Annotated in this window: 12 protein-coding genes and 1 pseudogene; 6 read left to right on the top strand and 7 right to left on the bottom strand. The window is 58.4% G+C overall.

Features of this window, described 5'->3' with window-relative positions; genetic code table 11:
- Positions 1-73: 73 nt before the first annotated feature.
- Positions 74-1,360, bottom strand: coding sequence for a tyrosine--tRNA ligase (gene tyrS / locus L8V22_RS07950; RefSeq protein ID WP_238801868.1), 1,287 nt, complete (start codon positions 1,358-1,360; stop codon positions 74-76).
- Positions 1,361-1,424: 64 nt separating this feature from the next.
- Entirely contained in the window at positions 1,425-1,598 is a 174-nt protein-coding gene (locus L8V22_RS07945) for a Trm112 family protein (RefSeq protein ID WP_238801867.1), read from the bottom strand.
- A 264-nt stretch (positions 1,599-1,862) separates the two neighbouring features.
- On the opposite strand from L8V22_RS07945, the gene thiC reads away from it, so the two are divergent.
- The 6 genes from thiC to L8V22_RS07915 are packed head-to-tail and all read left to right on the top strand — an operon-like array spanning position 1,863 to position 7,885.
- On the top strand, positions 1,863-3,794 hold the full coding sequence (gene thiC / locus L8V22_RS07940) for a phosphomethylpyrimidine synthase ThiC (RefSeq protein ID WP_238801866.1): 1,932 nt from the start codon (positions 1,863-1,865) through the stop codon (positions 3,792-3,794).
- Positions 3,795-3,822: 28 nt separating this feature from the next.
- On the top strand, positions 3,823-4,488 hold the full coding sequence (locus tag L8V22_RS07935; protein ID WP_238801871.1) for a thiamine phosphate synthase: 666 nt from the start codon (positions 3,823-3,825) through the stop codon (positions 4,486-4,488).
- Positions 4,481-5,689 carry a glycine oxidase ThiO gene (thiO, locus tag L8V22_RS07930; RefSeq protein ID WP_238801865.1) on the top strand — a complete coding sequence of 403 codons (1,209 nt, stop codon included), beginning with the start codon at positions 4,481-4,483 and terminating at the stop codon, positions 5,687-5,689. The genes L8V22_RS07935 and thiO overlap by 8 nt, the downstream gene beginning before the upstream one ends.
- A gap of 24 nt (positions 5,690-5,713) precedes the next feature.
- Complete coding sequence (thiS, locus tag L8V22_RS07925; RefSeq protein ID WP_238801864.1) at positions 5,714-5,917, top strand: sulfur carrier protein ThiS; 204 nt, start codon at positions 5,714-5,716, stop codon at positions 5,915-5,917.
- A 10-nt stretch (positions 5,918-5,927) separates the two neighbouring features.
- On the top strand, positions 5,928-6,716 hold the full coding sequence (locus tag L8V22_RS07920) for a thiazole synthase (RefSeq protein ID WP_023021625.1): 789 nt from the start codon (positions 5,928-5,930) through the stop codon (positions 6,714-6,716).
- A complete protein-coding gene (locus L8V22_RS07915) occupies positions 6,716-7,885 on the top strand; it encodes a ThiF family adenylyltransferase (RefSeq protein WP_238801863.1) in 1,170 nt (389 codons plus the stop codon). The genes L8V22_RS07920 and L8V22_RS07915 overlap by 1 nt, the downstream gene beginning before the upstream one ends.
- Before the next feature lie 137 nt (positions 7,886-8,022).
- Here L8V22_RS07915 and L8V22_RS07910 read toward each other — a convergent pair.
- From L8V22_RS07910 to L8V22_RS07890, 5 genes and pseudogenes are all read right to left on the bottom strand, one after another.
- Positions 8,023-8,206: pseudogene (locus L8V22_RS07910) on the bottom strand (Trm112 family protein).
- A gap of 47 nt (positions 8,207-8,253) precedes the next feature.
- The gene (locus tag L8V22_RS07905) at positions 8,254-9,291 is read right to left on the bottom strand and encodes an ornithine cyclodeaminase (RefSeq protein WP_005323253.1); all 1,038 of its coding nucleotides are present in this window, start codon (positions 9,289-9,291) and stop codon (positions 8,254-8,256) included.
- 13 nt (positions 9,292-9,304) lie between these two features.
- Positions 9,305-10,822, bottom strand: coding sequence for an amino acid permease (locus L8V22_RS07900; protein WP_238801862.1), 1,518 nt, complete (start codon positions 10,820-10,822; stop codon positions 9,305-9,307).
- 219 nt (positions 10,823-11,041) lie between these two features.
- Positions 11,042-12,472 (bottom strand): argininosuccinate lyase, encoded by a 1,431-nt coding sequence (gene argH, locus L8V22_RS07895; RefSeq protein WP_238801861.1) that lies wholly within the window; start codon positions 12,470-12,472, stop codon positions 11,042-11,044.
- 6 nt (positions 12,473-12,478) lie between these two features.
- A complete protein-coding gene (locus L8V22_RS07890; RefSeq protein ID WP_238801860.1) occupies positions 12,479-13,699 on the bottom strand; it encodes an argininosuccinate synthase in 1,221 nt (406 codons plus the stop codon).
- Positions 13,700-13,706 lie beyond the last annotated feature (7 nt).

The raw sequence follows: 13,706 nt of genomic DNA, 5'->3' as shown, positions 1-13,706 counted from the left end.
CCCCCTGGTAAATGGCCAATAACCGTTACCAAGGGATCATGTAGCTACCTTATTGACAGGAAGCGTGACGGCATTAGGAAGGATTCACAACCCGTGCCCCAGCGAAGCGCTTCTTGCCCTTGCGCAATACCAGCCACGAGCCGTGCAGGAGGTCTTGGGAAGACGGCGACCATTCGATGTTCTCGATGCGCTGGTTATTCACGTATGCACCGCCTTCACCCACAGTGCGGCGCGCGGCACCCTTCGATTTCTCCAATCCCGCACCTACCAATAGATCCAGGATCGTGGCATCCGAGCTGACTTCCGCTACCTCGGTCTCCTGCAATGCAGAAGACAGCGTGGCCTCGTCCAAATCCTGTAACTCCGCCTTACCGAACAAAGCTTGAGAGGCCAGCTCCACTGCTTCGGTGGCTTGTGCGCCGTGGACCAGTGTGGTCATTTCTCGCGCCAACACTCGCTGCGCCTCACGCTTGTAGGGTTCCTCCTCTACCTTGCGCTCCAGATCCGCGATCTCCTCCTGAGTCAAGAAGGTAAACCAACGCAGGTAATCGATAACCACCGCGTCTCCAGCATTAATAAAGTACTGGTACCAGGAGTATGGGCTGGTCAGCTGCGGATCCAACCATAGCTTGCCGCCGCCGGTGGATTTGCCGAACTTATTACCCTCGGCATCCGTCACCAGCGGTACCGTCAGGCCGTGGACTTTCGCCCCATTCACGCGCCGGTTCAGATCCACACCGGAAACGATGTTGCCCCACTGGTCGCCACCGCCAATCTGCAGGACACAGTCGTACTCATTGTGCAGGTGCACAAAGTCGTTAGCCTGCAGCAGCATGTAGGAAAACTCAGTGTAGGAAATGCCATCGGACTCCAAGCGGCGCTTAACCGTATCGCGGTCCAGCATGGTATTCAGCGAGAAATTCTTACCGATATCGCGCAGGTACTCGATGACGTTGATCTGGCTAATCCAGTCCGCGTTGTTCACCATCACCGCTGGGCTTGCAACGTCACTCTCATCGGTGAAGTCCACGAAAGATTCAAGTTGGGTCTTGATCATCTGCATATTCTCTGCGATCTGCTCTTCCGTGAGCATAGAACGCTCCCCAACATCACGTGGGTCACCAATCATTCCCGTCGCACCGCCGGCCAGCGCGATTGGACGGTGGCCGAATTGCTGAAAGCGTTTCAGCATAATCAGTGGTACTAGGTGCCCAGCGTGCAGCGAGCTTCCCGTCGGATCGAAACCGCAGTACAAGCTGATCGGGTTCTCTGTGGCCTCTTTCAAAGCCTCCAAATCCGTGGACTGGTTAATGAGCCCGCGCCATTCCAGTTCGTCAACAATGTTCGTGTTGTTAGTCATACGTAGGTGCTCCCCTGTTCCCTAATTATCTAAGTGTCTGCTTTTCCAGAGCGTGTGGCTTTAGTTACTTGGCCCCAATGGGCCAGTCCTTAGCCTCGTCCACCAGCAGGACCGGAATGCCGTCCTGCACCGGATAGGCCTTGTTCAGCCTGGGGTTAACCAAATAGTCGCCGTGATCCTCCAGCGGTTGCTTGTCGATCGGGCACGCGAGGATCTCTAGGAGCTTCTGATCAATCATGCTGCTAAGTCTAACCCGTGCCCCAGCCATCCCACCGAGTGACTCTCTGTAGTTGTTTACCGCTTTTCTACTTTGCTCATTGAGACTGCCCAATCAACCGTCCGCCCTAGGACTTAACACGCGGGTGCTGTGCGTTACAGTAGGAAGTGCAACCGAACACGGGCGCTCGAGGTATCGAGCTGAGATCGCGCTGTAATCCCCGCGCGAGTACCGCTAGAACCTGCCTGGTTAGTACCAGCGAAGGAAGAATGAGGAGAGACTTTTATGACGGATCCGTCTACACAGCACACCCGCACTACCATCCCGAATGACGAATATGGTGCGGAAATCCACCCGAAGCACAGCTTCGCCCCCATCGAAAAGCAGGTGGAATCCTTCGGCAAGACCTTCACCCTACAGGTGCCGGAAACCGAAGTTCAGCTGGACGATTCCCCAACGGGCCCGAATCCACCGCAGAAGCTCTACCGCACTCGCGGCCCCTGGGCCGAACCGACCGAGGGCCTGGAGGCTTTGCGCAGTGAGTGGATCGAAGCCCGCGGTGATGTAGAAGCCTACGAGGGCAGGCGCCGCAACCTGTTGGATGACGGTAACCGCGCCCTCAAACGTGGCGAGGCCAGTGACGAATGGAAAGGCGCTAGCCGCCAGACGCTGCGGGCCAAGGAGGGCAAGCGCGTAACCCAGATGCACTACGCCCGCCAGGGTATTATCACCCCGGAGATGGAATACGTCGCACTGCGCGAACACTGCGACGTAGAAAAGGTGCGCGAGCAGGTTGCCTCCGGCAAGGCGATCATCCCGAACAACATCAACCACCCGGAATCTGAGCCGATGATCATCGGCAATGCCTTCAATACGAAGATCAACGCCAATATCGGTAACTCCGCGGTAACCTCGTCCATCCGCGAAGAGGTAGACAAGCTGCGCTGGGCCACCCGCTGGGGTGCAGACACCGTAATGGACCTATCCACCGGTAACGACATTCACACCACTCGCGAGTGGATCATGCGCAATTCCCCGGTACCGATCGGTACCGTGCCGATTTACCAGGCACTCGAGAAAGTCGACGGCGTGGCCGAGGACCTGACCTGGGAAATCTTCCGCGATACCGTGATCGAACAATGCGAACAAGGTGTGGACTACATGACGATCCACGCCGGCGTACGCCTGCCCTTCGTGCCGCTGACCACCAAGCGCGTAACCGGCATCGTTTCCCGCGGCGGTTCCATCATGGCCGGCTGGTGCTTGGCTCATCACAAGGAGTCCTTCCTGTACGAGAACTTCGACGAGCTGTGCGAGATCTTCGCCAAGTACGACGTTGCGTTCTCTCTGGGCGACGGCCTGCGCCCAGGCTCCATCGCCGATGCCAACGACGCAGCCCAGTTCGCTGAGCTGAAGACCATCGGCGAGCTAACCCACCGCGCCTGGGAGTACGACGTTCAGGTCATGGTCGAAGGCCCAGGCCACGTGCCGCTTAACATGGTGCAGGTTAACAATGAAAAAGAGCAGGAATGGTGCGGCGGCGCACCGTTTTATACCCTGGGACCGCTGGTCACCGATATTGCGCCTGGCTACGACCACATTACCTCCGCCATCGGTGCGGCCAATATCGCCATGGGAGGTACCGCAATGCTGTGCTACGTCACCCCGAAGGAGCACCTTGGCCTGCCGAACAAGGACGACGTGAAGACCGGTGTAATTACCTACAAGGTCTCCGCCCACGCCGCCGACGTCGCCAAGGGCCACCCTGGCGCCCACGAGTGGGACGATGCGATGAGCAAGGCGCGCTTCGAGTTCCGCTGGCACGATCAATTTGCCCTGTCCCTAGACCCGGATACTGCCCAGTCCTACCACGACGAAACTCTGCCCGCGGAGCCGGCAAAGACCGCTCACTTCTGCTCGATGTGTGGACCTAAGTTCTGCTCCATGCGGATCAGCCAGGACATCCGCGACGCATTCGGTGACAAGATCGATGAGGCTCTGGCCACCGACCAGAAGCAAACGCTAGTCAAGGACCTCGGCTTGCCAGGCTTCGGTCGCCAGAGTGTAGACGAAGAACGCGTCACTAATACCGAAGGCGAAGAAGAAATGGCCGAGGAGTTCCGCCGTGCGGGATCCAAGCTGTATCTAGACCGCAATGAGGCCAAGGAAGTGGCCGAGGATCTGGAGAAGGAAGCAGCGATCCCCAGTGAGCGCTAATCCTCGCCCTGCTGCGCAGGGTAGCCACCTGGATCTGCGGTGCTACCACGTTACGGGAGCACCGCAGGAAAAGGTCGTCCAGGTTGCCGCGGCAGCGGCCGCCGGTGGTGCGGGCGTGATTCAAGTTCGCAGCAAGCCCATCAGCGTGCGCGATCTGACCGCCCTAGCTATCGACGTTGCCGCGGCAGTCGAGGAAGCCAATCCGGCAACGAAGGTGCTTATCGATGACCGAGTGGATGTAGCGGCCGCCCTAATGGATGATCACCACATCCACGGCGTACACATCGGCCAAGACGACTTGAACCCGCACCTGGCTCGGCAGATTCTTGGCGAAGATGCGATCATCGGGCTGACCACCGGAACCCTAGAGCTAGTGCAGGACGCTAACGAGTACGCAGATGTGATCGACTACATCGGTGCCGGTCCGTTCCGCCCCACCCCGACGAAAATCTCCCGCCGCACTCCGCTGGGGTTGGAAGGCTATCCCCCACTCGTGGCGGCCTCGGCCGTTCCGGTCGTGGCAATCGGCGATGTACAGGCCACCGATGCCGCAGCACTGGCCCAAACCGGTGTGTCTGGTGTGGCGATTGTGCGTGCCTTTATGGACTCCGATGATCCGACTACCTTGGCGACCACGGTTGTGCAAGCTTTCGATCGGGTGAACGGGAATGCAGCAATCGGTTCACATGAATAACACTGTTCTCAGCCCGGGCAACCACCCCGATAGTCAGAAGCTACGCGCGGAGCACGCCATCATTGGCGCGGGAATCATCGGACTGGCCACGGCATTCGAATTGGTGGAAGCGGGCGTATCCCCACAAGAAATCGTCGTGGTCGATCCCCAGCCCATTAGCGGTGCCACGTTCGTGGCCGGTGGCATGCTGGCGCCGGTTGCGGAGGTGCAATACCGGCAAGAACCGCTGTACCCGCTGATGATGGCTTCGGGCGAGATGTTCCCCCACCTGCTGGCCAGGTTGGGTAAGAAAACTACCGCACCGACCGGGCACCGCAGTGAATCCACCCTGGTGGTGGGTGCCGACCGCGCCGATGGCGTGCACATCCGCGAGTTGCTGGCGCTGCAGCAAAGACACGGTATGGATGCCCAGGCGCTGACACTACGGCAAGCCCGAAGGCTAGAGCAGGGGCTAAGCCCCCAGTTGGCGGCGGCAGTGGAAATCCCGGGCGACCATCAGATCAACCCGCGCATGTTCAGCGCATGCCTGTTGGACTACCTGCAGCAAGCCGGAGTTCGCTTCGTGGCGACGGCCGCAACGCGCATCAACGGGCACGATGTACAGCTCACCGATGACCGAGTGGCCACCGGTGACACGGTCTATCTCTGCAACGGGCTAGGTGCCAAGGACGTAGACGGCTGGTTCGAGGGTGTCAATCCCCTAGCGCTACGGCCGGTGTACGGTGACATGCTGCGGCTGCGGGTCCCAGACGCGCTGGTGCACACCAGTGGCGAACCGCTTACCCGAGTGGTGCGCGCATTCGTGGAGGACCGGCCGGTTTATGTCATCCCCCGCACCGATGGCACCATCGCCGTCGGTGCAACCAGCCGCGAAGACAACCGCAAAGGTCCTTCTGTAGACGGTGTGCACACGCTTCTTCGAGACGCCATCCGCGTGGTTCCTGGGTTAGAGGATTGCGAGTTCATCGAAGCCATCGTCGGCGCCCGGCCCGGCACACCAGATGATCTGCCCTACCTTGGCAAGGTACGCGACGGGCTGGTGATCTCCACCGGCTACTTCCGCCACGGAATCCTGTTGTCCGCCTTTGGGGCTAAGGTAGGTGCCCAGTTGGGGTTGGGCACCTACCCCGCCAACGGGTTGGAGATAGACATCTCTGCCTGCGATCCACTACGCCACGCCCGATACAGCCCACCCCGATAGCCACAAAAGAAAGGAATAAGCACCATGGAGTACACGCTTAATGGAAAGCGCCGCAGCAGCGAGGGGCATATCACCGTCGCTGCCGTCGTAAAAGCAGAGACCGGCGATGCCTCGCCGAAAGGCGTCGCCGTGGCCATCAATGGCGACGTGATCCCGGCCAGCGACTGGTCTTATGAAGTTACCGACGGCGATGAAATGGATATCCTGATCGCCGTGCAGGGCGGTTAGGGCTTTACTCATGCTTTCTATCGCAGATAAACAATTCGATTCGCACCTAGTGATGGGAACCGGCGGGGCAAGTAGCCAGGCTATGTTGGAACAATCCTTAGTTGCCAGCGGTACACAGCTGACCACCGTTGCCATGCGTAGGCACAGTGCCACGAGCGCTAGCACCGGTGGGGAATCCATCTTCGAGCTCTTGCAGCGATTGGGCATTGACGTGCTGCCCAACACTGCTGGGTGCCGCACCGCTCGGGACGCAGTAACAACCGCCAAGCTAGCCCGCGAGGCGCTGGGCACCAATTGGGTGAAGGTGGAAGTTATCGCAGATGACCATACGCTTCTGCCCGACGTGGTAGAGCTCGTGGATGCCTGCGAGATGCTGGTTGCTGAAGGATTTGTGGTGCTGGCATATACCAGCGACGATCCGATCGTCGCCAAGCGTCTAGAAGACGTGGGCGTGGAAGCGGTGATGCCTTTAGGCTCGCCCATCGGCACGGGCCTAGGCATCCTGAACCCGCACAACATCGAGCTGATCTGTTCGCGCACCCATGTTCCCGTGCTGCTGGATGCCGGTGTGGGCACGGCCTCCGATGCTGCACTGGCCATGGAGCTGGGCTGCGATGGCGTGCTTTTAGCGAGTGCTATTAACCGCTGCCAGGACCCCATGGCGATGGCCACTGCAATGAAATACGCCGTGGAAGGTGGCCGGTTGGCCCGGCAAGCTGGCCGCATTCCGAAACGGCAGCACGCCGTGGCCTCGTCATCATTCGAGGGGTTGGCTAGCTGGGAAGACAAAGTCCTGTAATGAGCCCACTGCCCCGCGAAGAGTTGTACAGAGTAGCCCGCCAAACCCTATTGCCTGGCTTCGGCATCCCCCAGCAAGAGGCGCTGTACGGCACCCACGTGTTCGTCATCGGCGCTGGCGGATTGGGCTGCCCCCTGATGCAGCAGCTAGCTGCCGCCGGTGTTGGCGAAATCTCTGTGATCGATGACGACACGGTGGATCTCACTAACATCCACCGCCAGATCCTGTTCGGCACCCACGATGTGGGAAGGCCCAAGGTGGACGTCGCCGCCGAAAAGCTCCGGCAGCTGCAGACCGGCATCGTAGTACATGCGATTCGCGACCGTTTTACCGTCGACAATGCCGTGGGCTACCTTCGTGGGGTGGACATCCTAGTGGATGGTTCTGACACGTTTGCCACCAAGTTCCTAGCAGCGGATGCTGCGGAGATCACAGGCACCCCGCTGGTGTGGGGCTCGGTGCTTCGCTACCGGGGCGACTGCGCAGTGTGGTGGTCTGGGCCCGGCGCCGAGTCCGGCGTGGGCATGCGCGACCTCTATCCCCTGCAACCCGACCCAGATTCCGTGCCGGATTGCGCCACCGCCGGTGTGCTGGGCGTAACCACCAGCGTGGTCGCGGGCTTGATGTCCACCGAGCTAATCCAGTTCGCAACCGGCATGAACCACGACCGGGTGGGCTTGTTGAGCATCTACGATGCCCTGACCGCCTCCATCACTCACTTCCGCGTGCCCCACGACCCGGCACGCGAGCTAACCACACAGCTGCAGCAAGACTACGGTAGCGCAGCTTGTGCCGTGCCGGATGCCGATGCTGCCGCTGCCACTGCCCCCGAGATGTTCGAAGATCTGCGCGACGGTGCCGCGGCCATCGACGTGCGCGAGGCCGGGGAGGCTGCCATAGATGATTTCTTTTTTGCTGCCGGCACAGAGCATTACCATTTACCAACCTCCGTGTGGCAGGACGATCCAGAGGTGGCGCGCTGCCTGCTCGATTCCCTGCAGGCCGAAGGGCAGCGCAAAGCGTGGGTATACTGTGCTTCCGGCAAGCGATCGGCCAACTTCATCTCGACCTTCGCCGCGGATGCAAAACAGCGTGGTATTAATATGCTAAACGTCGCAGGCGGCATAACAAGCCAGCCCGCAGCGTTCCACGGAATACCTAAGCACTAGTTAGTCAATGATGTCGATGACAAGGTGATTCGGGTTTTCCGGTAGGTCCACCTTGAACTTCGCGTTGGATTCATAAAAAGGTGCTGGGGAGTCACCTGCTTAGCACAGAGTATCCAGACTTTACATAGAATCCAGATTCAGGAGGGCCATTTCCTCGCGTGGCCTACCAGAATTACTGGAACGTCATCTTCAATGGGGTAGGCAATGCTAGGAACGCTCATTGACAAGGACTTGCTTATCTTCCGGATATATCAACAGGCCCTTGTCCTGCGGACGGACAAGTACCTCGAGCAACTTTGGGTCAAGACTCTTACATCTAATCCCTGCGGGTAGAGGGAGAAGTAAAATCCCTCTACCCCATCTTCGCCTTAAAGCAGGGACGGTACGTTGGCAACCAAGGAGAAGAGATCCTTGGGATCATCCGGGTTGGCAATGATATCGATCTCGGACTCCAAGTCGGTACCCTTGACAGAATCACGCAGGTAACGCAGCGCGGAGAAGTCGTTGATTGCGAATCCGACATCATCAAAGAGGGTGATCTGCTCATCGTCATCGCGGCCGGTAGCCTGGCCGGTGAGCACCTGGTAGAACTCAACAACCGGGAAGTCTTCCGGCTTCTGCTGAATTTCGCCCTCGATGCGGGTCTGCTCCGGGAACTCCACGAAGACCTTGGACTTGTCCAGGATGGAGCTCTCCAGCTCGGTCTTGCCCGGGCAGTCGCCGCCCACAGCGTTCAGGTGGACACCTGGGGCGACGTGGCGCTCAGCCAGAATCTGGTTCTGCGCCTTGTCTGCGGTACAGGTGGTGATGATGTCTGCACCCAGAACCGCCTCGTCGACGCTGGAGCAGGCGGTGATATTAAAGCCCAGCGGCTCCAGGTTGCGCTTGAACTTCTCCACCGCCTCAGGATCGATGTCATAAATGGTGATGTCCTCGATACCCATCACGCCGCGGAAGCCAAGCGCCTGGAACTCGGACTGGGAGCCGGCACCGACCATGGCCATGCGCTTGGAGTCCTTGCGCGCCAAGTGCTTGGCTACCATGGCGGAGGTTGCGGCGGTACGCAGTGCAGTAAGCAACGTCATCTCGGCTTCGAAGGTGGGGTAGCCATTGTCGACGTCGGCAAGCACGCCAAAGGCGGTAACGGTCTGGAAGCCACGGGCAGGATTGGACGGGTGACCGTTGACGTACTTGAAGGAATACTCCTTGCCATTGGACGTTGGCATGAGCTCAATGACGCCGAACGGGGTGTGAGAGGCAACGCGCGGAATCTTGTCAAAGCGCTCCCACTCGCGGTAGTCAGCCTCGAGGTAATCCACCATTCCGGTAATGATGTTTTCTACGCCTTCGCGCTGAATCCAACGCGCCATATTTTCTACGTCAACAAACTTAACAGCGTGGTTCATTAGAATTCCTTTCCTATTTCTTTGGGTGTAGGTCTGTTTGAGGTGCGGCCGGGAAGCTAGAAGTTGGCAAGTGCTTCGCCTTCCTCTCTTCCGCAATGGTGCGAATGCGGTCGCGCCATGCGTACCACATTGCCATAAAGACCGGAACAAGGAGCAGAGTCGACGCAAGCGCATAGGTGCCGATTGGATAATCAAAGGCCATCAGGATAATGACCAGACCAATAAAGATCAGCACCGCCCAGTCTCCGCCTTCGCCGAATGGCGAGCGATAACCCGGGCGGGTGTAGCTCCCGGTCTTGGACAGACGCACAAACTTTAGATGCGCGAGCGCAACTGCGCCCCAAGAAGCCAAGGTGCCCAAGGCTGCAAGGTTAAGTACGATTTCGAAGGCCATCTCCGGCACCACATAGTTGAGAAAGACGCCTACCAAGCCCACCATCGCGGCCATAACGATGCCGCCATAAGGCACGCCCGACTTAGACATGCGCGCGCCGAACTTCGGGCCCGAGCCGGAGGTGGACATGTTGTACATAATGCGGCCGGTGGAATAGAGACCGGCATTGAGCGAAGAAATTGCAGCGGTAATAACTACCAACTGGAAAATCGGTGCGGCTGCGCCAACGCCGAGCGACTCAAAGAAGGTCACGAACGGAGATACATCTGCAACGTATTCGGTGTACGGCAATACGAGGGTCAACAACAGCACGGAGCCGAAGTAAAAAATCAAGATGCGCAGCAACACGTTATTGACCGCACGCGGGATGTGCTTTTCTACGTTCTTGGTTTCGCCAGAGGTGGTACCAACGAGCTCAATGCCAGCGTAGGCGAAAACAACACCCTGGATAACGATTACGGCAGGCATAAGGCCATTAGGTAGCCAACCGCCGGTATCGGAAATAAGGCTAAAGCCGGTGGGATCACCACTCGGATGGCCGAAGATGAGGACACCGATCGCCACCAACATGAAGATGATCAGCGCAACAATCTTAATCAGAGAGAACCAATACTCCAGCTCGCCAAAGATTTTCACCGATAGCATATTGAACACCAGAATGCCGCAAATGACTACGAGTGCGAGCGTCCACTGCGGGATGGCATCAAGCCACGAGGTGTACTGGCTAAACCACTTGATATAGATGGCTACGGCTGTGCCATCCGCCACCAAAGTCATGGCCCAGTTTCCCCAGTACAGCCAGCCTGTAACGAATGCGGTCTTCTCGCCGTAGAACTCGCGGGCATAGGAAACGAAGGAGCCCGAGCTAGGGCGGTAGACGATGAGCTCGCCTAGAGAGCGCAGGATGATATAGCCGAAGAAACCACAAATAAGGTACAGCACCGCTAGGAACGGTCCGGCATCTTGTAAGCGGCTCCCGGTGCCCAAGAGGAGACCGGTACCGATTGCGGAACCGATAGCAATCATCTGCAGCTGGCGATTTCCCATGCCTTTTTGCAAGCCATGGTCTTCCGAGGCGTAAACCGCCTTCTCATTCTCATGCGGCCCAGCTGTGGGCGGTGGAGAATTTACTGTCATAGGAGAGATCGTCCTTTCATTGCGGGGAATGCGTCTGCTAAGTCACATTCTCTGCAAAGATACTAACGCAACATACTGTAATCCATATCACCAGTACCCCCATTATGTTCAACAACGCAGTTGGCAGGTTGGGAATAGGGATCAATCCCCTCCCCCCACACCTAGACATAAAAGAACCGCATGACCACGGGGTCATGCGGTTTTTAGAGGTCGCATTAGTTAGCGAAGGGGCCTTTGCGCCCAAGCGCGGGCAGCAGCGACGCGCTCGCGAACTTGTTCGCGCTGCTCAGCCACGCGGGAACCAGCAGTGCCACCCTTGGTAGCACGAGAGGCCACCGCCCCGTCAATAGTGAGAACTTCACGGACATTTGGCTTTAGCCGCTTGTCGACGCCCGCCAATTCCTCATCGCTAAGCTCCACCAAATCCACTCCTCGCTCTTCGGCAATGCGCACGCACGCACCGGAAGCCTCGTGTGCTTCGCGGAAGGGTACGCCTTGGCGGACCATCCATTCGGCCAAATCGGTGGCCAAAGTAAACCCGCGCGGCGCAAGCTCGCGCATGCGGTCTTCATGGAAAGTAAGCGTCGATACGAGTCCGGTCATTGCCGGCAGCAGCAGGTTGAGCTGCGATACCGAGTCGACGATGGGCTCTTTGTCTTCCTGCAGATCGCGGTTATAAGCCAGCGGCTGTGCCTTCAGAGTGGACAAAAATCCGGTGAGGTTGCCGATAAGGCGGCCGGTCTTACCGCGGGTGAGTTCCGGTACATCCGGATTCTTCTTCTGCGGCATGATGGACGAGCCGGTCGACCAAGCATCGTCAAGAGTGACGTAGCCATATTCCGGTGTGCACCAATAGATGATTTCTTCCGAAAGGCGGGACATATCGACCGCGATCTGGGCCAAAACGAAGGCCGTCTCAGAGGCGAAGTCGCGGGCCGCGGTACCGTCCAAAGAGTTTTCCGCGGCGGCTTCAAATCCAAGTTCCTGCGCAATGGCTTCCGGATCGAGCTGGAGGGAGGACCCAGCAAGCGCGCCAGAGCCATATGGCGATACTGCCAAACGCTTATCTAGATCCTGCAAACGCTCGATATCACGCAGAAGCGGCTGAGCATGGCCCAAAAGCTCGTGTGCCAAAAGAATCGGCTGTGCGGCCTGCGAGTGAGTCTTACCCGGCATGATGGCGTCCGGGTGGGCCTCGGCTTGTTCCGCCAAGGCGTCCACCAAGTCGCTCACCTGAGCGGTGATATCGCGAATGGCATCGCGCACCCACATCCGAAACAGCGTCGCCACCTGATCGTTTCGGGAGCGACCAGCACGCAGACGACCTCCTACTTCTGGGCCGACAATCTCGATGAGCCCCCGCTCCATCGCTCCGTGGACATCCTCGTCCGTCGGTGCTGGGCGGAATTCACCGGAAGCGACCTTCTCCCCTAGCTCGGTGAGGCCGGAGAGCATGGTGTCCAAGTCGTCGTCGGAAAGCAAGCCCGCATTGTGCAGCACCTTGGCATGCGCCTTGGAGGCTAGCACGTCATAAGGCGCGAGCACCCAGTCAAAGTGCGTAGATACGGATAGGGCAAACATGGCCTCAGAGGGGCCGCCAGAAAAGCGGCCGCCCCACAAGGCACCCTCATTAGTCTTATGTGGTTCCATGTGCTACTACTTCTGAGCGCTGGTAGGGAAACCGCCATCGCGGTCACGCTGGTTAGAGATCTGGATAGACAAGCCGTGCAGCTGCACAAAGCCCTTGGCAGCGGTCTGGTCGAAGGTATCGCCGGTGTCATAAGTGGCCAGGTCAAAGGAGTACAGGGACTGGCCAGAACGACGACCGGTGACCGTAGCGGAGCCCGCGTGCATGCTCAGACGAATATCGCCGGTGACGTTTTCCTGGGACTCCTCAATGAAGGCATCCAGGGAACGCTTGAGCGGCGAGTGCCAAAGTCCGTCATATACCTCTTCGGACCAACGAGCATCGGTCAAGCGCTTGTAGCGTGCCAGCTCGCGCTCCACAGTGACATCCTCGAGAGCCTCATGGGCCTGAATAAGAACCATTGCACCCGGCGCCTCATAAACTTCGCGGGACTTGATGCCCACCAAGCGGTCCTCCACCATATCGAGGCGTCCAATTCCCTGCGCACCTGCACGGCGGTTGACTTCTTCAATAATCTGCAGCGCAGACATCTTCTGGCCGTCGACCGCTACTGGGATACCCTTTTCGAAGGAGATAATGATTTCATCCGGGGCATTGCCCAGACCAGGGTCCTCGGTGTAGGCGTATAGGTCCTTTGTAGGCGGGTTCCACAGATCCTCTAGGAATCCAGTTTCGACGGCGCGGCCCCACAGGTTCTGGTCGATGGAAAATGGCGAGGCAGCAGACTGCTCAATCGGCAGATCAATCTCTTCGGCGAAGGCGATGGCCTTATCGCGAGTCCAGGCATAATCACGTGCCGGGGCGATGATTTCCAGGGACGGATCCTGAGCACGGAACGAAACTTCGAAGCGTACCTGGTCATTACCCTTGCCAGTGCAGCCGTGGGAGACGTGGGTGCCACCGAATTCCTGGGCGGCCTTTACCAGATGCTTGGTAATGAGCGGACGGGAAATGGCCGATACCAAGGGATACTGCTTCATGTACATGCCGTTTGCCTTGATGGTGGGAACGCAGTATTCCTCTGCGAATTCGTCCTTAGCATCAATGACGATGGACTCTACGGCACCGCAATCAAGTGCACGCTGGCGCACCGATTCCATATCCTCGCCGCCCTGACCTAGGTCTAGGGAAACGGCAACAACATCACCGCCGGTCATTTTTGCCAGGTATGGAATGGCAACGGAAGTATCGAGGCCACCAGAGTAGGCCAAGACTACGCGTGCGGACATGCTAGAT

The organism is Corynebacterium yonathiae, assembly GCF_027570195.1.
Classification (GTDB): domain Bacteria; phylum Actinomycetota; class Actinomycetes; order Mycobacteriales; family Mycobacteriaceae; genus Corynebacterium; species Corynebacterium yonathiae.
The sequence above is the reverse complement of the archived record's forward strand: the minus strand, read 5'-3'. Positions and strand labels throughout refer to the sequence as shown.